We start from the raw sequence: 19947 nt of genomic DNA on the forward strand, positions 1-19947 counted from the left end.
AATTGTTACGGAACCCTGGCCCTCCCCCTGCTACAACAACATCGTCAGGCAAGAGCATTTTTCACCCTGAAACGGCAAGGAGGGCTCTATGCAACGCCTCTTCAAGAATCTGGAATACGCCGCCCCGCTGCCCCTGGCGGCGCAGGTGGAGTGCCGCCCCGGTCAGATCGCCAGCAAGACACTGGTGCAGAATCCGGCCGTGGGCCTGACCCTGTTCGCCTTTGACGCGGGCGAGGAAATCAGCAGCCACACCTCCACAGGCGACGCCCTGGTGCAGGTGCTGGAAGGCGCGCTGGAGGTGACCATAGCCGGGACAACGCAGCCCGTGCGCGCAGGCGAGGTTATCGTCATGCCCGCGGGCCAGCCCCATGCCGTGCGCGCCCTGGAGCGCAGCGCCATGCTGCTGACCGTCATTTTTGCCCCCGAAGCCGGGAAGTAGCCACCGTACAACGAACGCCCGCCGCCCCCCCTGGCGGGCGCGCAACCTCCGCCGCGCGGAGCGCAAGAGGAAAATATTATGAGCAACGCCATGTTCTGTTATCAGTGTCAGGAAACCGTAGGCAACAAGGGCTGCACCCAGATGGGCGTGTGCGGCAAAAAGCCCCGCACCGCCGCCCTGCAGGACGCCCTGGTTTACGCCACCAAGGGCCTGGGCGAGGTGACCACCAGCCTGCGCGCCCAGGGCGCAGCTGTGGACCACGCCGTGGACCGCCTGGTGACGGGCAATCTTTTTGCCACCATCACCAACGCCAACTTTGACGACGACATCCTGGCCCGGCGCGTGCGCGAAACCTGCGCCATGACCAAAAAGCTGCGGGCCGGCCTCGCCGACGCCGCGGGCCTGACCGACGCCGCCCTGTGGGAAGCCGGGGACGACGAAGCCATCCTGGCCAGGGCCGCCGCCGTGGGCGTGCTGGCCACCCCGGACGACGACGTGCGCTCCCTGCGCTGGCTCATTACTTACGGCCTCAAGGGCATGGCCGCCTACGCCAAGCACGCGGACGTGCTGGGCCGCCACGACAAAGGCCTGGACACCTTCATGCAGAAGGCCCTGGCCCAGACCCTGGACAACAGCCTCAGCGTGCCCGACCTGGTCAATCTGACCCTGGAGACGGGCAAGGCCGGCGTCACGGCCATGGCCCTGCTGGACGCGGCCAACACCGGGGCTTACGGCCATCCGGAAATCACCAAGGTGGACATCGGCGTGGGCAACCGGCCCGGCATCCTCATCTCCGGCCACGACCTGCGCGACCTGGAAATGCTGCTGGAGCAGACCGAAGGCACGGGCGTGGACGTGTATACCCACGGCGAGATGCTGCCCGCCCACTACTATCCGGCCTTCAAGAAATACAGCCACTTCAAGGGCAACTACGGCAACGCCTGGTGGCGGCAGAAGGAAGAATTTGAGAGCTTCAACGGCCCTGTGCTGCTGACCACCAACTGCCTGGTGCCGCCCAAGGAAAGCTATAAGGACCGCATCTACACCACGGACATCGTGGGCTTTCCCGGCTGCAAGCATATTCCCGGCGAAGTGGGCGAGCGCAAGGACTTTTCCGCCCTCATCGCCCACGCCAAGGCCTGCCCGCCGCCCACGGAGATCGAGCGCGGCCAGATCGTGGGCGGCTTTGCCCACAATCAGGTGCTGGCCCTGGCCGACAAGGTGGTGGCGGCCGTCAAATCCGGCGCCATCAAGAAGTTCGTGGTCATGGCGGGCTGCGACGGCCGGGCCAAGTCCCGCTCCTACTATACGGAATTTGCCGAGGGCCTGCCCAAGGATACGGTGATCCTCACGGCGGGCTGCGCCAAATACCGTTACAACAAGCTGGATCTGGGCGACATCGGCGGCATCCCCCGCGTGCTGGACGCCGGGCAGTGCAACGATTCTTACTCCCTGGCCGTCATTGCCCTGAAGCTCAAGGAAGTTTTCGGCCTGGAGGACGTCAACGACCTGCCCATTGTCTACAACATCGCCTGGTATGAGCAGAAGGCCGTCATCGTGCTGCTGGCCCTGCTGGCCCTGGGCGTGAAGAACATCCACCTGGGCCCCACCCTGCCCGCCTTCCTCTCGCCCAACGTGGCCAAGGTGCTGGTGGAGCAGTTCAACATCGCGGGCATCACTACCCCGCAGGACGACCTCAAGGCCTTCTTCGGCTAAGCGCATGCCGCCCTTGAGGACATATGTTCCCAAGGGCGGCAAAACGCGCGCGCCAGCGCGCGACCGCGCGGCAAAAAGCCGTAAAAACGCCGCTCAGGGCAGGGACAGAGGACGCGCCCTGAGCGGCGCAAACCGCACTTCCACCTCATTGCGGCCGGGGAAGCGCCGATTTTCATACCCCCACCCCAGCCGGGCGGAGAGCTTCTCAATAAGCCCGAGGCCGAGGCCGAAGCCCATATCGCCCGCCGCATCCCCTTCCCGCGCCATATAGTTGACCACCGTGACGCTGCCGCCGTGCTGGCGGATATGGACAATGCCCCGCAAGGTGTGCTGCAGGGCGTTGCGCACCACATTGCCCAGCACAATGCGCACGGCGGCTTCCGGCAGCGGGGCCGCCCAGGGCGAAGTTTCCACCACCACATCCAGTTTCTTTCCCGCGCAGAGGTACTGCGATTCGTTCACAACCTCCTGCGTCTGCGCGGCCAGGTCCACCATGCCGGAGGGCGGCAGCTCCGTCACGTCGCGTCCCAGCCAGAGGAGCGTTTCCACCAGGTGGCGCATGGTGCGGCCCGCGCGCTCAATGCGCCGCAGAATGTCCTTTTCCGTCTCCCGGACGCTGCCGTGGCGGTCCATAATCTTGTGCAGCAGCTCGGCGGAAGCCAGCACCACGCTGATGGGCGTGCGCAGCTCATGACTGCTGTACTGCAAGAACAGCCGCTCCCGCTCCAGGCTCCGGTGCTCCGCCGTAAGGCTGTTCCGGATAAGCCCGGCCAGACGGTTGAGCTCCGGATAAAAAAAGTCCAGCGGCGTTTCCTTAAGCCCGCTTTCGTTGAGCGACGCCGCCCAGGCGGACAAAGCCCTGGCCGGGCGCGACACCCGGCGGATGATCAGCCAGGTAAACAGGCACAGCACCACCAGGGTTACGGCGCTGACCCCCAGCAGGGTGCGCAGGGTTTCACGCATCTGGCGGCCCACCAGGGGCGAGGCCGTTTCCGGCGTCAGGCGCTGGCGCACATAGTAGTCGCGCCCGCCCTCGCGCACCCGCATGACGAAGTTGAATTCCTTGGGCGGCGCGGGCCAGCGCGCCAGATCGTATTTGTAGAGCTCCCCTTCCCGCAGGGGGGGCGCAAGGTTGGCCCGCACCTCGGCGGGCAGGTTTTCCCAGGAGGACGCGATCTGCAGACCGTTAACTTCCAGCAGCCCCCGCCCTGGGCCTTCCGGCATGGCCGCCACAAAGCTGCGCACCGAGCGCGCCAGATTGGACGAGGTAACGCTGTCGAGCCCTTTGCCGAAAAAGTTGAGGGCCAGCAGGGCGTAGCCCAGCATGATGAGCAGGGCCACGGCCAGAAAGGTCAGGCCCAGAGACCAGGTCAGGCTTACATTGCGCGTCATCAGTCTTCCTCCCGGCGCAGGGCTACGCCGTGCCCGGCCACCGTATGCAACAGCTTGGGGGTAAAGGCCGCGTCAACCGCGCGCCGCAGATGGAAAAGATGGACCTTGAGGCTGTCGCTGTCCGGCGCGTCCTCGCCCCAGACGTCGCGCAGCAGCTTCTGCCGGCTGACCACCTGGGGCGCGCGGCGCAGCAGCGCCTCCAGCAGCCGCCAGCCGGTGGGCGAAAGCGGCACGCTGCGCCCCTGGCGCGTTACCGTGCGGGCTTCCAGGTCCATGACCAGGTCGGCATAGCGCAGCACCCGGACCTGCCCGCTGCGCCGCTGGGCCAGGGCCCGCAGCCGGGCCGCCAGCTCCCGCAGCTCAAAGGGCTTGACCAGATAATCGTCCGTCCCCACGGCAAAGCCGGCCAGCTTGTCCTCCAGGCGCTCCCGCGCCGTCAGCATGAGCACGGGGGTGTCGTTTCCCTCGCGGCGCAGCCGTTCGCACAGGGAAAGGCCGTCCAGAAGCGGCAGATTGAGATCCAGCATGATCGCGTCGTACTCGTTGCCCAAGGCCAGCCGCAGACCGGCGGACCCCGTGGCCGCGTAGTCGCAGAGCACGGATTCCAGCTCCAGATATTCCACTATGGTGGTGGCCAGATCCACATCGTCCTCCACCAGCAGCGTCTGCAACATGCGCGCTCCTTACTGCCCCTGCGGCTGGCGCAAAGGTTCGTAGCGCCCGCCCATGGCCTTGTAGACGTCGTTTTCCCACGTCAGCCGGCTGTAGCGGGCCTCCAGGGCGGAAAGGGCCGAGCTGTTGGCCGTGGCCAGGGCTTCCAGATAGTCTTTGAGCGCCGCCCGCCCCACGGCGTGCCGCGTCTGATAATAGGCCGCAATGCGCACGTCGCGCTGGTGCACGGTCTGCAGCTGGGCCAGGGCCTCCCCGGCCAGATGGTAGGCGGCGTAGGCCGCGTCCACTTCGTTGAGGGCCGTGGTCAGGCTCTGGATCAGATCCAGTTTGGCGCTTTCAAAGGCGTTCTGCGAAACTTTGAGGTTCCACCACAGGGTGTTCCAGTCCAGAAACGGCAGGCTCAGGCTCACCAGCCCCTGTAAAAGGGGCGTGTCAAACATGGCGCCGGAGCTGCCTGCCGTGGCCGTAAGGCTGCCGCCCACGCTCAGCCTGGGGTACCAGGCGGCTTTATCCGCCGCCACGCTCTTGAAGGTGGACTGCACGCGGGCCTCCGCCGCACGGATGTCCGGCCGAGCGGCCAGGGCGGCAATGGGCACGCCCAGGTCAACCTCCGCTCCGGCAAGGGCCAGGATGTCCAGACCGGCGGGCAGGGGCGGGTCTTCGCCGGGACGCAGGTTGCAGAGGTCGCGCAGGGTCTGCAGGGCCTGAACGCGCTGGGCGCGCAGGGTTGTAAGGCTGTGGCGCGCGTTGAGCAGGGCCTGTTCCGCCTCCAGCGGCTCCACCACCGCTACCTTGCCCCCCGCATAGCGCTGCCGGGCAATGTCAAGGATGCGGGAATACGCCGCAATGTTGCCCTCCACCAGCCGCATGGCCTGGTCCAGGTAGGCAATGTGCCACCAGGCCGCCACCACGCTGTTGATCAGGGTCAGCCGGGCGGCGGCCAGATCTTCCAGCGTGGCCCTGTATTCCCATGCGGCGGCGTTCTGGGCGGCGGCCAGGCGCTGCCAGAGGTCCAGCTCATAGCTCAGGGAGCCCTCGGCCGACCAATCCTCATACATATCCCGCCCCTGGGCCGTTTCCTTCGCGCCCAGGTTGCGGGTGGAGCTTGCCGTGCCCTCGGCGGCAAGGGCGGGAATGAGGTCACTGACGCGCAGCCGCGCCTGGTAGCGCGCCTTCTGGGCCGTAAGGGCGCTCTTGGCCAGATCCGCGTTGCGCTCCAGGGCCAGGTCCACAGTTCTGTTCAGAGCGTCGAGGCCGTAGGCGCGCCACCAGGCTCTGTCCAGGCCGTAGCGGGCGGCCACGTCCGCCTCCGCCGCCACAGCCCGGGTAAGGTCGGCGCTGTCGTAGCGCCTGCCGGCGCAGCCCCCCAGCACAAGGAAGGCCAGCGCCAGGGCCGCAAACGCCCGCAGGCCTGAGGAACGGAAAAACGTGCTCATTCGCGCGCCAACGCTTCAATGGGGTTGAGCCGGGCGGCGTTGCGGGCCGGCACAAAGCCGAACACCGTGCCGATAAGCGAAGAGCAGACCACGGAAAGCACGATGGAATCCGCCGCAATGCGCAGGGGAAAGGCGACGGCCAGCATGTCCGCCAGGCCGCTTACCGCCGTAGCCAGCAAAATGCCCGCCAGACTGCCCGCCAGGCAGATGAATATGGCCTCCATAAGAAACTGCTCCATAATATGCCCCCGCCGCGCGCCCACGGCCATGCGCAGCCCGATTTCTCTGGTGCGCTCGGTCACGGAAACCAGCATGATGTTCATAACGCCTATGCCCCCCACCACCAGGGCGATGAGGGCGATGCCCGTGACCAGCAGGGTCATGGTGCCGGTGGCGCTCTCCACTGTCTTTTTGATGGTGTCGGTATTAAAGGTGAAAAAATCCTTGCTGCCGTGCCGGGCCGTGAGCAGGCGGACGATGTTCTGCTCGGCCAGCAGGGGCGGCACCGCGTCCGCCACCTTGACCGTAATGGAAGAAATGCTGTGCGTGCCCGATACCCGGTACATGACCGTGGTGTACGGCGCCCAAAGGTTCAGGGTATCCGAAGGGCCGAAGCCCATGTCCTTTTTTTTGACCACGCCCACCACGCGCAGGGGGCGCTTGTTAAACAGCACCACCTGGCCCGCGGCGTCCCCGAGGGGAAAGAGCTTTTTGCGCGTATTGTCGTCAATGACCACGCAGGATGCGTTGGCCCGCACGTCCGCCGCGTCAAAAAACCTTCCTGAGGCCAGCTCCAGCCCCTTGACGTCAAAATAGCTCGCGCCCACGCCGTTGAGCTGGGCCGTGACCGAAATGTTGCGCCAGGTCAGCGTGCCGCTGGCGGAAGCGTTGGGCGTGCTGCTGGCCAGGTAGGTCTGCCGGGCCAGCACGGCGGCGTCCGCCGCCGTAAGGGTGGTCACCTTGGCGGCGTGCCGGTCGCCGAAATCTTTGCCAGGAAAAATATCAATGGTGTTGGTGCCCATGGCGCTGATGTCGGCCACAATTTTTTCCTGCGAGCCCCGGCCCAGCGCCATGACGCAGACCACCGCCGCAATGCCGATGATAATGCCCAGCATGGTCAGGCAGGAGCGCAGCTTGTGCGCCCAGATGGCCTGAACGGACATGCGCGCGGCCTCGCGCAGCCGCTCCAGCCGCCCCCAGGCCGGGGCCGCGGCCGCCTGCGGCAGCGCAGCCGCGTCCGCCGCCGGGCGCGTGCGCTCGTCCGCCGCCAGCCGGCCGTCGCTGATGCGGATGACCCTGGCGGCGCGGGCCGCCACCGTGGGGTCGTGGGTGACCACGATGACCGTATGCCCCTTGCGGTTAAGGGCCTCCAGCGTATCCATGACCTGCTTGCCGCTGACTGAATCCAGCGCGCCTGTGGGCTCGTCCGCCAGGATGATCTCCCCGCCGTTCATCAGGGCGCGGGCAATGCTCACCCGCTGCTGCTGGCCGCCGGAAAGCTCCACTGGCAGGCTGCGCAGCCGGTCCTCCAGCCCCAGAGACCGGAGCAGGGCGGCGGCCCTGGCCAGCCGGACGGCCTTGCCCGTGCCCGCGTACACGGCGGGCAGGGCCACGTTTTCCACCGCGCTGCAGCTGCTGAGCAGGTTGTAGCGCTGGAACACAAACCCCAGGTACGCGCAGCGCAGATCTGAAAGCGCGTCGGCGTCCAGAGCGGCGGTATCCTGCCCGTTGATGCGGCAGACGCCCGCGCCGGGCGTATCCAGGCAGCCCAGCAGGTTCATGAGCGTGGATTTGCCGGAACCGGAAGGCCCCATGATGGCGACAAACTCGCCCCGCTCAATGGTAAAGCTCACCTCATGCAGCACCTGCACACGGTTGGGCTCCACGCCGTACCATTTGGACACGCGCTCCACTGCGATAAGCGGCATCAGTGCGGCCCTCCGGGGCCGGGGCCGTGGCGCTGCTCGCTGGCCTCCACCTGCGCCTGGGTCAGCTCGCCGGAGACTACCTTTTCGCCCTCGCGCAGCCCGGAGCGGATCTCCACCCGCACGCCGTCGGACAAGCCTGTGGTCACCGGCCGCGGCCGCACTGCGCCGTCCGCCTCAAGCACGCGGACCTGCCTGCCGCCGGGCGCGCTTTCCACCGCCAGCAGGGGAACCAGCGTCACGCCCTTGCGGGTGGCCGTGGTGATGGAAGCCTGCGCCGTCATGCCGATGTGCAGGTGAGCGTCGCCGTTGTCCACGGCGGCGCGGGCGTAATAATACACGGCCGTATCCGATGAGGAGGAGGAAGACGAGCTGCTGGAACCGGAAGTGCCGCTGGTACTGGTTTCATAGCTGCCGTCGGAAAGCGTGGTCAGGCCGGGATCTATGGAGTTGATGACGGCCGTGCGCGCCATGTCCGGCTCGCCCAGAATGGTGTAGGACATCTCCATGCCGGCGATACCGAGGGGATGTCCCCTTCGGAAATCTCCAGCCAGATCTCCATCTTGTTGAGATCGGCGATCTGCACGATGGTGGGCGTGGTCTGCGCGGCGTTGACAGTCTGGTCTTCGTCCACAGGGACGGAAACCACCGTGCCGTCCAGGGGGGCGGTAATCCTGGTGTAGCCCAGATTTTCCGTATCCGTATCCACGGCCAGGGTGGTTTCGCGCACCTGGGCTTCCAGGGCGGCCACCTCGGCCTTGGCCAGGGCCAGGGCCGTTTCCGCGTTTTCCAGGTCCTCCCGCGAGGCTGCGTCTCCGGCGTGGAGCTTCTTCTCCCGCTGGTACTGGCGCTCGGCCACCCGCAGGCTGATCTTTTTGGATTCCAGCTGCGCCTTGTAGGACTGCAGCAGGGCTTTGTCCGTCTCCAGCTGATTTTTTTGCTTGGTGGAATTGATTTCCGCCAGCAGGTCGCCCTTGAGCACCTGCTGGCCCACAGTCACGTGCAGTTTCGTAATCTGCCCGGAGACCTGCGCGCCCACCGTGACCAGATGTGCGGCCTTGACCTCGCCCGTGGCGCTGATGGTGTGGCTGATGTCGCCGATAACCGCCGGCTCGGTAAGATAGAAGGGCGCTCCATTCCCCCGGCCCGCCCACCACCAGAAGGCCGCCGCCAGGATCAGGACTGCCAGGGCCGCCGCGGCCAGGCGTTTTTTGTATTTTTGCAACAAGGTTTTCCAGTCCGTCATACTCCACCTCAACACCAGAAGAAGCCGCCCCCGGTTAAGACCGCGTTAAGACCTCCTCGCTTGACAGCCCGACAAAGGGGCCGTAATTTTTTCCTCTCCCAAGCTGTAGGAATAACAGCGGAAAACGTTTTCCACCGCACTGATCTTCCGCCCCGGAGCGGTCTTCCAGACCTCGGAAGTTTTGCCATGACCACGCTGCTGTTGCGCCGCACCACGCCCCTGGCTGACGGCGGCCAGGTCTGCGACTTTCGCTGCAAAAAAGGCCGCGTCGTTGTGCAAGGCTGGGACGCCCCCTTGACGCCCGGCAGCCTCTCCGTGCGCCCCGCGCAAACCTTTTTACCGCAGCCCGCCTGCCGTGACCAGCCTTATATGACGCCCATGGCCGCCTGCCCACATGCCCCTTCCCCTGCCCCTTCCGCAGGACAGCGGGCGCGTCTTGCCTTACCCGCTGGCTTGTTCTATGCTGGGGCCTTACTTCCAGCCCCGGCATTCCCCCTGCCCGGCCGCAACTGACGCGCCCGGGTCTGGAGTCTCGGCGGCATTCTCTATTCCGGAACGGAGACGCACACATGATTTTCCCTTCCGACCGCCCCACCCTGCTCATCACCGGCGGCGCGGGCTTCATCGGATCCTGCCAGGTTTTGCTGGCCCGGCAGCGCGGTTTTCGGGTGGTCAACCTGGACAAGCTGACCTACGCTGGCAATCTGGAAAATCTGGCCGCCCTGCGCCAGGATCCGGAGCACATTTTTGTCCGCGGCGACATCGGCAATGCCGAGCTGGTGGACTATCTGCTGCGCGCCTACACCCCCGACGCCGTGCTCAACTTTGCGGCGGAAAGCCATGTGGACCGCTCCATCGTGGACCCGGAGGCCTTTGTGCGCACCAACGCGCTGGGCACGGCCGCCCTGCTGCGGACAGTCAAGGACTGGTGGCGCGGCCTGGACGCGCCCCGGCAGCGGACCTTCCGCTTTCTGCACGTTTCCACGGACGAGGTCTTCGGCGCGCTGCAGCCCGACGACCCGCCCTTTACGGAAGCCACGCCCTACAGCCCCAACAGCCCCTATGCCGCCTCCAAGGCCGCCAGCGACCATCTGGTCCGGGCCTTTCACGAAACCTACGGCCTGCCCGTCCTGCTGACCAACTGCTCCAACAACTACGGGCCGCGCCAGTTTCCGGAAAAGCTCATTCCGCTCATGGCCTGCAACGGCCTGGCGGGCCGCCCGCTGCCCGTCTATGGCCGGGGGGCCAACATCCGCGACTGGCTGCACGTGGAAGACCACTGCACGGCCATCCTGCGGGTGCTGGAAGCCGCACGCCCAGGCGCGAGCTACAACATCGGCGGCCGGGCCGAGCGCAGCAACCTGGACGTGGTGCAAACCCTCTGCGTCCTGCTGGACGAGCTGGCTCCCGCAACGCAGCCCCACGCGAAGCTGATCCGCTTTGTGACTGACCGGCCGGGGCACGACTTCCGCTACGCCATGAACTGCGCCAAGATCGAGCGTGAACTGGGCTGGAAACCGGCGCACGACTTCACCTCCGGTCTGCGGGCCACGGTGCGCTGGTATCTGGAAAACCCCGCCTGGGTGGAGCATGTCCAGAGCGGGGCCTACCGCCAGTGGCTGGCCGCCAACTACGACGGCCGGAGCATGGCCGCCGCAAGCGCGCCCCCGGAAGACGCTCCCCAAGGGGGCGCGGCATGACCGACTGGAAAGGCATTGTCCTGGCGGGCGGATCCGGCTCGCGGCTCTATCCGCTGACCCTGAGCGTGAGCAAGCAGCTCATGCCCATCTATGACAAGCCCATGATCTACTACCCGCTGGCCACCCTCATGATGGCGGGCATCCGGGACATCTGCCTCATCTCCACGCCGGAGCACCTGCCCCTCTACCGGGCCCTGCTCCGCGACGGCTCCCAGTGGGGCTGCCGCCTCCGCTATGTGGCGCAGCCCCGGCCCGAAGGCCTGGCCCAGGCCTTTCTGCTGACGGAGGACCACATCGCCGGGCACAACACCTGCCTCATCCTGGGGGACAACGTTTTTTTCGGCCACGGCCTGCCGGACCTGACCCACGAGGCCATGACGCGGCAGCGCGGGGCCACGGTTTTTGCCTACCATGTGCGCGACCCGCAGCGCTACGGCGTGGTGGAATTCGACGCCCAGCGCCGCGTGCTGAGCATTGAAGAAAAGCCCCGGACCCCCAAATCCAACTTCGCGGTCACGGGCCTCTATTTTTATGACCAGGACGTGCTGGACATCGCCCGGCGGGTGCGGCCCTCGGCCCGGGGCGAGCTGGAAATCACAGACGTGAACAACGCCTATCTGGAGCGCGGCGACCTGCATGTGGAGCTCATGGGCCGGGGCATCGCCTGGCTGGACACGGGCACCCACGATTCGCTTATGGACGCCGGGGCCTTTGTGCAGGCCGTGGAAAGCCGGCAAGGCCTCAAGGTGGCCTGCCTGGAGGAAATCGCCTGGCGGCGGGGCTACATCACCGCCGATCAGGTGCGGGAACTGGCCCGGCCCATGCTCAAAACGGGCTACGGCCAGTATCTGCTGGAACTGGTGGACACGGGAGGACAAGCATGGAAGTAGTCGCCACGCCCATTGCGGGCGTGCTGCTCATCAAGCCCAAGGTCTGGGGCGACGCCCGGGGCTATTTTGTGGAAACCTGGCAGCAGGAGCGCTATGCGGCGGCGGGCATGGACCTGCCCTTTGTGCAGGACAACCACTCCATGTCCGCCTACGGCATCCTGCGCGGCCTGCACTTTCAGAAAACCCGGCCCCAGGGCAAGCTGGTCTCCGTTTCCCTGGGCAAGGTCTTTGACGTGGCCGTGGACATCCGGCACAATTCCCCCACCTTCGGCCAGTGGTACGGCGTGGAACTGACCCAGGAAAACCAGTGGCAGCTCTGGATCGCGCCGGGCCTGGCCCACGGCTTTGCCGTCACCAGTAAAACAGCCCACTTCCATTACAAGTGCACAGACTACTACTGCCCGCAGGACGAAGGGGCCATCCGCTGGAACGACCCCACCTTCAACGTGCGCTGGCCGCTGGAACATCCCAAACTTTCCGCCAAGGATGCGGCAGCCCCGTGCTGGAGCGAGGCCAGCCTTTAGAGCAGACTAACTTTGAGAATATGCATTCTCAAAGTTTACGGCACGCGCGTTTTTGCGCTTACCAGCGCAAATAACTTGCGCTTACGCCTCCACAGCGGGCGCCCGCTCCGGACAAGCGCGTGCCATTCGTATAAGGTGTTGTCATGAATATCGATCTTTCCTGTTTCAAGGCCTACGACATCCGCGGCCGCGTGCCGGACGCGCTCAACGCTCCCCTGGCCCGCGCCCTGGGCCGCGCTGTGGCCGAAGTGCTCAACGCGCGTCGGGTTGTGCTGGGGCGGGACGCCCGGCTCTCCGGCCCCTTGCTGCGCGACGCCCTGGCCGCGGGCCTGCGCGAAGCCGGAGCGCAGGCGACGGACCTGGGCCTCTGCGGCACGGAAGAAATCTACTACGCCGCCGCCAACCATCCTTATGACGCAGGCGTGATGATCACCGGCAGCCACAACCCGGCGGACGAAAACGGCTTCAAAATCGTGCGCGCCGGGGCCGTGCCCGTCAGCGGGGATTCCGGCCTGCACGCCCTGCGCGACCGCGTGGCGCAACTGCTGGCCAACGAGGCCGCGCGGGACGAGGCCGCCCAGGGAGCGAAGGAGCCGGCTCCGGAACTGGCCGCCGCCTCCTATCGAGAACAGTATGTGCGCTGGCTGCTGGACTACAGCGGCGCGGCGCAGTGGGCGACGCAGACCGAGCGGCCGCTCGCCATCGTGGCCGACGCGGGCAACGGCTGCGCCGGGCTGGTTCTGCAGGAACTGGCCGCCGCCCTGCCCTGCCGGTTTGTCTGCCGTCAGATGGAGCCGGACGGCGCCTTCCCCCACGGGGTGCCCAATCCTCTGCTGCCGGAACGCCGGGCCGCCACGGCCGCGGCCGTGCGCGAGGCCGGGGCCGACCTGGGCCTGGCCTGGGATGGCGACTTTGACCGCTGCTTCTTCTACGACGGCGAAGGCAACTTCATCGAGGGCTATTACTGCGTGGGCCTGCTGGCCGGGGAGCTGCTGCGCCGCTTTCCCGGCGGCAAGGTGGTGCACGACACGCGGGTCTACTGGAACACCCGCGAGGTGGTCCTGGCCGCCGGGGGCACGCCCATTATGGGCAAGACAGGGCACGCCTTCATGAAGGAGCGCCTGCGCGCCGAAGACGCGGTTTACGGCGGCGAAATGAGCGCCCACCACTATTTTCGGGATTTTGCCTACTGCGATTCGGGCATGCTGCCCTGGCTGCTGGTGCTGGGGCTTTTGCGGCGCACGGGCCGCCCCCTGGCCGAGCTGGTGGCCGAGCGCATGACCCGCTACCCCTGCAGCGGCGAAATCAACCGCCGCGTGATGGACGCCCCGGCCCTGATGCGACAGGTGCGGGAGCGCTACGCGCCCGGCGCGCTCCACGAGGACAGCGTGGACGGCGTGAATCTGGAATTTGCAGACTGGCGCTTCAACCTGCGCATGTCCAATACCGAACCCCTGCTGCGCCTGAATGTGGAAACGCGCGGCGACCGCGCCCTGCTGGAAGACAAAACCGGCGAGTTGCTGCGGTTTCTGGACGCAGGCGGAGCTGCGGGGGCGTAGGGGCGGGCGGACGCGCAGGCGCTTATACAGCTGGAGCGCGGCTGCAGCCGCATACCGCCCGCCGGACAGCGGCCTTGTTTCAGGACGGCAGGCGGGCTATACTCTCCCCGGATATGGCCTGTGCCATACGATACTTTCCAACACGGCGTAACTGCGAGGCATCCATGCCGGACATTGTTCCCGTCATTCTCTGCGGCGGCAGCGGCACGCGGCTCTGGCCGCTTTCGCGCGAGGCCTACCCCAAGCAGTTTGTGGACCTGGGCGAAGGGCGCACCTTGTTCAAAGATACGGTGGCCCGCGCCGCCGCTGTGGCCCCGGACGCCGCGCCCGTTATCGTCTGCAATGAAGAACACCGCTTCTATGTGACCGCCGCCCTCTACCAGTGCGGCGTCAGCGGCACGGTGCTGCTGGAGCCCGCCCCGCGCAACACGGCCCCCGCCATCGCTCTGGCGGCCCTGGCCCTGACCGCCGCAGGCGCGGATCCCTGCATGCTGGTGCTGCCCTCAGACCACGCCATTGCGGACGCGAACGTCTTCGCGGCAGGCGTGGCGCGCGCCGCGCGTCTGGCCGCGCAAGGGCGCATCGTCACCTTCGGCATTGCGCCCACGGCCCCGGAGACGGGTTTCGGCTACATCGAACAGGGCGCGCCGCTGGGCGAGGACGGTTTTGCCGTGGCCCGCTTTGCGGAAAAGCCCGACCAGGCTACGGCCGCGGCCATGCTGGCCCAGGGCGGCTACCTGTGGAACAGCGGCATGTTCCTGCTGCGGGCCTCCGTCTATCTGCAGGAGCTGGCGCGCTGCGCGCCGGAGATGGCCGCGGCCTGCCGCGCCGCCTGGGAAGGGCACACAAACGACGGCGTATTCTGCCGGCCGGACAAGGACGCCTTTCTGGCCGCGCCCGCCGACTCCATTGACTACGCCGTCATGGAGCACACCACGCTGGCGGCCGTGACGCCGCTGGCCACGGGCTGGAGCGACCTGGGCTCCTGGGAGGCCTTTTATCAGGCCGGGGCCGCCGATGCGGCGGGCAACGTCTGCGCCGGGGACGTACTGCTGGAAGACGCCGCAGACTGCTACTGCAACGCCACCCACCGGCTGCTGGCCGTTATGGGCGTGCGCGATCTGGTGGTGGTGGAAACGCGGGACGCCGTGCTGGTGGCCCCGCGGGAGCAAGCGCAGAACGTCAAAAAAATCGTGGGCCGTCTGCAGCGCGCCGGGCGGCCGGAATGCCGCCAGCATCCGCTGGTCTACCGGCCCTGGGGCAGCTACGAGACCCTTGCCCTGGGCGGGCGTTTTCAGGTCAAGCGCATTGTGGTCAATCCCGGCGCGGAGCTCTCCTTACAGATGCACCACCACCGCGCCGAACACTGGGTGGTGGTCAGCGGCACGGCCGAGGTCACCAACGGCGCGGAGGTGCGCCTTTACACGGAAAACCAGTCTACCTATATTCCTGTGGGAACCCGGCACCGGCTCAAAAACCCCGGCGTCATCCCCTTGGTGCTCATTGAGATCCAGTCCGGCTCCTATCTGGGTGAGGACGACATTGTGCGCTTTGCGGACGTCTACGGCCGCGAGGACAAACGTCCGCGGCCATGACGCCTTCCGCCCGCTTCACGGCGTGCAGTGCGGTGGACAAGAACACGGACTCAGGATATTCTATTACGATTTTGTTGCAGACCAGCTTCTCTGCGGGGAGCGTCACGCCCCGCGCAGCAAAGGATATGTGCCTGACATCATGAAAAAAGCGCTGATCACCGGCATCACCGGCCAGGACGGGGCCTACCTCGCGGAATTTCTGTTGCACAAGGGCTATGAGGTGCACGGCATCAAGCGCCGGGCCTCGCTCTTCAATACGGATCGCATCGACCACCTCTATCAGGATCCGCACGCCCAGGAGCGCCGCTTTATCCTGCACTACGGGGATCTGAGCGACTCCAGCAACTTGGTTCGCATCATGCAGGAAGTGCGGCCCGACGAGGTTTACAACCTGGCCGCCCAGAGCCACGTGCAGGTCTCCTTTGAATCGCCGGAATACACGGCGGACGTGGACGCCCTGGGCGCGCTGCGCCTGCTGGAGGCCATCCGCATCGCCGGGCTCACGGAGACCACGCGGTTCTATCAGGCCTCCACTTCCGAGCTGTTCGGCCTGGTGCAGGAGGTGCCGCAGACGGAAAAGACGCCGTTCTATCCGCGCTCGCCTTACGCCTGCGCCAAGCTCTACGCCTACTGGATCACGGTCAACTACCGCGAGGCCTACGGCCTGTACGCCTGCAACGGCATCCTGTTCAACCACGAGTCTCCCATCCGGGGCGAGACCTTCGTCACCCGCAAGATCACCCGCGCCCTGGCCCGCATGGTTCTGGGGCTGCAGGATTGCTGCTACCTGGGCAACCTCAACGCCAAGCGAGATTGGGGCCACGCCCGCGACTATGTGGAAATGCAGTGGCTTATGCTGCAGCAGGACGCGCCGGAGGATTTTGTCATCGCCACGGGGCGGCAGTTTTCGGTGCGGGATTTCGTCAACGCGGCGGCGGCGGAAATGGGCCTCAGCCTGACCTGGCAGGGCGCGGGCGTGGAGGAAACGGGCACGCTGGCCGCTGTGGATCAGGATCGTCTGCGCCGGGCCGCCGGCGACCGCCAGGGCCTGGAATGCCGCCTCAAACCCGGCGACGTCATCGTGCGGGTGGACCCGCGCTACTTCCGCCCCACAGAGGTGGAAACCCTGCTGGGTGATCCGGCCAAGGCCAAGCAGAAGCTGGGCTGGGAGCCCAGAACCAGCTTTGAGGACATGGTGGCGGAAATGGCCCGCGAAGACCTGAGCTTAAGCATGCGCGACGCCCTCTGCCGGGTGGCGGGCTTCAGAACCTTCAGCCACAATGAGTAGCGCGGTGGATAAAAACGCTCGCATCTATGTAGCCGGGCACCGCGGCCTGGTGGGCAGCGCCCTGTGCCGCGCCCTGAACCGCGCGGGTTACGCGCGTCTGCTCACCCGCACCCATGCGGAGCTGGACCTCTGCGACCAGGCGGCCGTGGCGGCCTTCTTTGCGGCCCAGCGACCGGACGTGGTCATCCTGGCCGCCGCCAAGGTGGGCGGCATCAAGGCCAACGCCGCCTATCCGGCGGAGTTCATCCACCAGAATCTGCAAATCCAGAACAACGTCATCCACAGCGCCTGGCGCAACGGCTGCCAAAAACTGCTTTTTCTGGGCTCCTCCTGCATCTATCCCAAGCTCTGCCCGCAGCCCATCAAGGAAGAGTATCTGCTTACCGGCCCGCTGGAGCCCACCAATGACGCCTACGCCCTGGCCAAAATCGCGGGCATCAAGATGTGCCAGGCCTACCGCAGGCAGTACGGCTTTGACGCCATCAGCGCCATGCCCACCAATCTCTACGGCCCAGGCGACAACTACCATCCGGAGAACAGCCATGTGGTCCCGGCGCTCATCCGCCGCTTTCACGAGGCCAAGGCGGCCGGCGCGGCGGCGGTGGCCATCTGGGGCACGGGCACGCCCCTGCGCGAATTTTTGTATGTGGACGACATGGCCGAAGCCTGCGTGTTTCTGCTGGAAAACTACTCGGATTTCGAGCAGGTGAACGTGGGCTGCCAGAAAGAATGCACCATTCTGGATCTGGCCCGCCGCGTGGCCCAGGTGGTGGGCTATCAAGGCAGCATTGTTACGGATCCCTCCAAGCCCGACGGCACGCCGCGCAAACTTCTGGATTGCGGCAAGCTCTTCGCCATGGGCTGGCGGCCCCGCGTGGGGCTGGAGGAAGGCCTGCGCGCGGCGTATGGGGATTTTTGCGCCCGTAATGGGGCGGGGGCCGCATGCTGAATCCGCAGATCGGCAAAGTATTTCGCGCCATCTACACCCGCCTGAGCAGGGATCTGCAACGGCGCTTCTGGCGGGTCATGAGCCTTTCCACCGTCGTGGCTTTGACCGAATTTGTGCTTACCGCCGCCGTGTCCCTGCTGGGCGTGGTGCTGGCCTCGCCGCAGACCATTGCCCAGTCCGGCATTATGCACAGGCTGGTGGCTTTGTGGCCGCCCTTGCGCCCGGTGACCGAAGACCCGCGCCTTTTGTTGATTGTCCTGTTGACAGGCCTGTGCGGAGCCGTACTCTGCAAATCCCTGGCCCTGGCCCTGCTCACCTGGCGGCAGGCCAGCTTCAGCCAGGCCGTCAACCTGGAGATGGGCCGACGGCTGTTCCACGGCTTTGTGCACGCGCCCTACCTCTGGCATGTGGAGCAAAGGGTCAGTGACCTATCCACGGCTCTCGGCTGGCGCAACAGCATCGGAATGTATTATTTTGCCGTTGTACAGGCACTGGCGCAAGTGGCAGTGGCTGCCCTGTTACTGGCCGTTGTCCTTGTGGTGACGCCCTTGGCGGGCACAGTAGTACTTGCGGGCACCGGCCTGTGCGCCTTTGTCATGTTTCGCCTGAGCCGCAAACTGGTCAACAAATACAGTAGAGAATTAACCGTTGCACAACGTGATTCTGGGCGCATTACACATACGGCCCTGTATGGCGTGCGCGAACTAATGATCTACCGCCAGCAGGCCGCCTTTGAAGCCCGCTATTTGCAACACGAAGGACGGGTAGCGCACGCCCAGGCGCTTCTGCCTCTCTGCCACCCCCTGCCCTCCTGGACGCTGGAATGGGTGGGCATGGCGCTGCTGCTGGGGGCAGTCGTTCTGCTGTACTGGCAAAACGTCGGCGTGGCCCGCACTGTGGGCACCCTCACCCTGCTGGCCGCCGTAGCCTGGCGCCTGCTGCCCACCATGAACAAGCTGGTGCAACAACTGCTCATTATGCAGCAGCAGATCCCGCAGATCGAACCCGTGCTGCGCAAACTGGACGAAGTGGCCGACCTGCCGCGCACGGATACTGCTACGGCGCAGGAGTGCCCCTTGCAGGAAGCACTGCGCCTGGAGGACGTCTCCTTCCGCTACCCCAACACTGCAGAGGGCAAGCCCGATGCCCTGCGCCACTTACAAATCCGCATTCCGCGCGGAAGCATGGTGGGCTTTGTGGGCCCTTCCGGCGCGGGCAAAAGCACCATCGTGGGCCTGCTGACCGGCCTTTTCCCACCTACGGCCGGTCGGATGCTGGTGGACGGCCGCCCCATGGATGTGGCCCTGCGCGAGGGCTGGATCCGCCGCATCGGCTATGTGCCCCAGTCGCCCTTTCTGCTCAATGCCAGCATTGCGGAGAACGTGGCCTTCAGCCATTGGGGTTCCACTGTGGACCGCGAACGGGTGCGCCAGTGCTGCCGCATGGCGGCTATGGACTTTGTGGATGATTTGGACCAAAATATTGACACCGTCATAGGCGAACGCGGCGTGCGCCTTTCCGGCGGGCAAGTGCAGCGTGTAGCCATTGCCCGCGCGCTGTACAACGATCCGCAGTTCATCCTGTTTGACGAGGCCACCAGCGCCCTGGACGGCGCGGCGGAACAGGCTATCCAACAGACCATCAACAGCCTGCGCGAACGCATGACCCTGGTGGTAGTGGCCCACAGGTTGAGTACGGTGGAAGCCTGCGATTATGTGTACTGGATAGACGGTGGCGCGGTACGCATGGAAGGGACGTCGGCAGCAGTCCTACCGGCATATGCGGCATATCTGGATTTAAAAAAAATCAAATAAATTGGTGAGCTGCCGATCCGTAATTAAAAACATTTATAAAATAATATTTAATCATAACGACAATGTTCACAGACAAAACGATCCTCATCACTGGCGGCACAGGCTCTTTCGGGAAAAAATGCGTAGACGTGCTGCTTCACGCGTATAGACCGAAGCGGCTTATTATTTTTTCCCGTGATGAACTAAAACAATTCGAAATGCAGCAGATATTCCCCTCCGAGCAATATCCTTGCATGCGTTACTTCATCGGCGATGTCCGTGACAAGGAACGTCTCTACCGCGCCTTTCGCGGCGTGAATTACGTCATCCATGCCGCCGCCCTTAAGCAGGTGCCCGCGGCGGAATATAACCCCACAGAATGCATTCGCACCAATATCGGCGGGGCGGAGAATATCGTCAATGTGGCGACCGACAATTGAACTCATAGCCACCTCATCGGCCAATGATTATTGTTTTCATTAAATATTGGGTAGTGTCCAGAATTTTTCGCACATTTCGTAGCGGCCCGCGTGGTCAGGATTTTTGGGTCTGCCTTAAGGCGCTGGCGCGGGCCTTGCGAGCGGTACATTCAAAGATGCCGCGGCTGCAAGGGCCGTGACAGCGCCGACGCTATTCTGCTTCCTCCCTGGACATGCACAGATACCGCTGTGTGCCCCATTTCTGGCCCGCCATATAGCGCAGCCGGGCCGCTACCAGCATTAAGGCCGCGTGCCCATCGGGAAAGCTCCCCACCACCCGCGTTCGCCGCCGAATTTCACGATTCAGCCTTTCGAGCGGGTTATTTGTCCGAATATGCCGCCAG

The 19947-nt window shown here is 65.3% G+C and carries 17 protein-coding genes and 1 pseudogene; 11 read left to right on the top strand and 7 right to left on the bottom strand.

What is annotated here, in order from left to right; genetic code table 11:
- Positions 1-88: 88 nt before the first annotated feature.
- Entirely contained in the window at positions 89-439 is a 351-nt protein-coding gene (locus BLS55_RS10060) for a cupin domain-containing protein (RefSeq protein WP_092154833.1), read from the top strand.
- A 90-nt stretch (positions 440-529) separates the two neighbouring features.
- A complete protein-coding gene (gene hcp, locus BLS55_RS10065) occupies positions 530-2155 on the top strand; it encodes a hydroxylamine reductase (protein ID WP_218970744.1) in 1626 nt (541 codons plus the stop codon).
- A gap of 93 nt (positions 2156-2248) precedes the next feature.
- Here the strand turns inward: hcp and BLS55_RS10070 are convergent, their stop codons facing one another.
- Genes BLS55_RS10070 through BLS55_RS12340 form a run of 6 tightly spaced genes read right to left on the bottom strand, consistent with a single transcriptional unit; the run spans position 2249 to position 8826 of the window.
- Positions 2249-3547: a sensor histidine kinase gene (locus BLS55_RS10070; RefSeq protein WP_092154837.1), complete on the bottom strand. Its 1299-nt coding sequence runs from the start codon at positions 3545-3547 to the stop codon at positions 2249-2251.
- The gene (locus BLS55_RS10075) at positions 3547-4221 is read right to left on the bottom strand and encodes a response regulator transcription factor (protein WP_092154839.1); all 675 of its coding nucleotides are present in this window, start codon (positions 4219-4221) and stop codon (positions 3547-3549) included. Before BLS55_RS10075 ends, BLS55_RS10070 begins: the two co-directional genes overlap by 1 nt.
- Before the next feature lie 9 nt (positions 4222-4230).
- The gene (locus tag BLS55_RS10080; RefSeq protein WP_092154841.1) at positions 4231-5655 is read right to left on the bottom strand and encodes a TolC family protein; all 1425 of its coding nucleotides are present in this window, start codon (positions 5653-5655) and stop codon (positions 4231-4233) included.
- Positions 5652-7583 carry a MacB family efflux pump subunit gene (locus BLS55_RS10085; protein ID WP_092154843.1) on the bottom strand — a complete coding sequence of 644 codons (1932 nt, stop codon included), beginning with the start codon at positions 7581-7583 and terminating at the stop codon, positions 5652-5654. The genes BLS55_RS10080 and BLS55_RS10085 overlap by 4 nt, the downstream gene beginning before the upstream one ends.
- The gene (locus BLS55_RS12335; RefSeq protein WP_257243213.1) at positions 7583-8083 is read right to left on the bottom strand and encodes an efflux RND transporter periplasmic adaptor subunit; all 501 of its coding nucleotides are present in this window, start codon (positions 8081-8083) and stop codon (positions 7583-7585) included. The genes BLS55_RS10085 and BLS55_RS12335 overlap by 1 nt, the downstream gene beginning before the upstream one ends.
- Positions 8023-8826, bottom strand: coding sequence for an efflux RND transporter periplasmic adaptor subunit (locus tag BLS55_RS12340; RefSeq protein WP_257243214.1), 804 nt, complete (start codon positions 8824-8826; stop codon positions 8023-8025). The genes BLS55_RS12335 and BLS55_RS12340 overlap by 61 nt, the downstream gene beginning before the upstream one ends.
- Before the next feature lie 569 nt (positions 8827-9395).
- Between BLS55_RS12340 and rfbB the strand changes: the two genes are divergently transcribed.
- The 9 genes and pseudogenes from rfbB to BLS55_RS10140 form a co-directional block, all read left to right on the top strand.
- On the top strand, positions 9396-10526 hold the full coding sequence (gene rfbB, locus BLS55_RS10100; RefSeq protein WP_092154847.1) for a dTDP-glucose 4,6-dehydratase: 1131 nt from the start codon (positions 9396-9398) through the stop codon (positions 10524-10526).
- Entirely contained in the window at positions 10523-11416 is an 894-nt protein-coding gene (rfbA, locus tag BLS55_RS10105; protein WP_092154849.1) for a glucose-1-phosphate thymidylyltransferase RfbA, read from the top strand. The genes rfbB and rfbA overlap by 4 nt, the downstream gene beginning before the upstream one ends.
- Positions 11407-11940, top strand: coding sequence for a dTDP-4-dehydrorhamnose 3,5-epimerase (gene rfbC / locus BLS55_RS10110; RefSeq protein WP_092154851.1), 534 nt, complete (start codon positions 11407-11409; stop codon positions 11938-11940). The genes rfbA and rfbC overlap by 10 nt, the downstream gene beginning before the upstream one ends.
- A gap of 143 nt (positions 11941-12083) precedes the next feature.
- A complete protein-coding gene (locus tag BLS55_RS10115; RefSeq protein ID WP_092154853.1) occupies positions 12084-13499 on the top strand; it encodes a phosphohexomutase domain-containing protein in 1416 nt (471 codons plus the stop codon).
- 164 nt (positions 13500-13663) lie between these two features.
- Positions 13664-15094: a mannose-1-phosphate guanylyltransferase/mannose-6-phosphate isomerase gene (locus BLS55_RS10120; RefSeq protein WP_092154855.1), complete on the top strand. Its 1431-nt coding sequence runs from the start codon at positions 13664-13666 to the stop codon at positions 15092-15094.
- Positions 15095-15233: 139 nt separating this feature from the next.
- Positions 15234-16382 (top strand): GDP-mannose 4,6-dehydratase, encoded by a 1149-nt coding sequence (gmd, locus tag BLS55_RS10125; RefSeq protein WP_092154857.1) that lies wholly within the window; start codon positions 15234-15236, stop codon positions 16380-16382.
- A gap of 4 nt (positions 16383-16386) precedes the next feature.
- Positions 16387-17331: a GDP-L-fucose synthase family protein gene (locus tag BLS55_RS10130; RefSeq protein ID WP_092154859.1), complete on the top strand. Its 945-nt coding sequence runs from the start codon at positions 16387-16389 to the stop codon at positions 17329-17331.
- A complete protein-coding gene (locus BLS55_RS10135; RefSeq protein ID WP_092154861.1) occupies positions 17325-19145 on the top strand; it encodes an ABC transporter ATP-binding protein in 1821 nt (606 codons plus the stop codon). The genes BLS55_RS10130 and BLS55_RS10135 overlap by 7 nt, the downstream gene beginning before the upstream one ends.
- A gap of 62 nt (positions 19146-19207) precedes the next feature.
- Positions 19208-19558, top strand: a pseudogene (locus BLS55_RS10140) (polysaccharide biosynthesis protein); the annotation flags it as partial.
- Positions 19559-19754: 196 nt separating this feature from the next.
- On the opposite strand, the gene BLS55_RS10145 reads toward BLS55_RS10140, so the two are convergent.
- On the bottom strand, positions 19755-19947 hold a 193-nt coding region (locus BLS55_RS10145; RefSeq protein ID WP_180365449.1), incomplete at its 5' end, for a transposase.

The sequence above is a fragment of the Desulfovibrio legallii genome, assembly GCF_900102485.1.
GTDB lineage: Bacteria > Desulfobacterota > Desulfovibrionia > Desulfovibrionales > Desulfovibrionaceae > Desulfovibrio > Desulfovibrio legallii_A.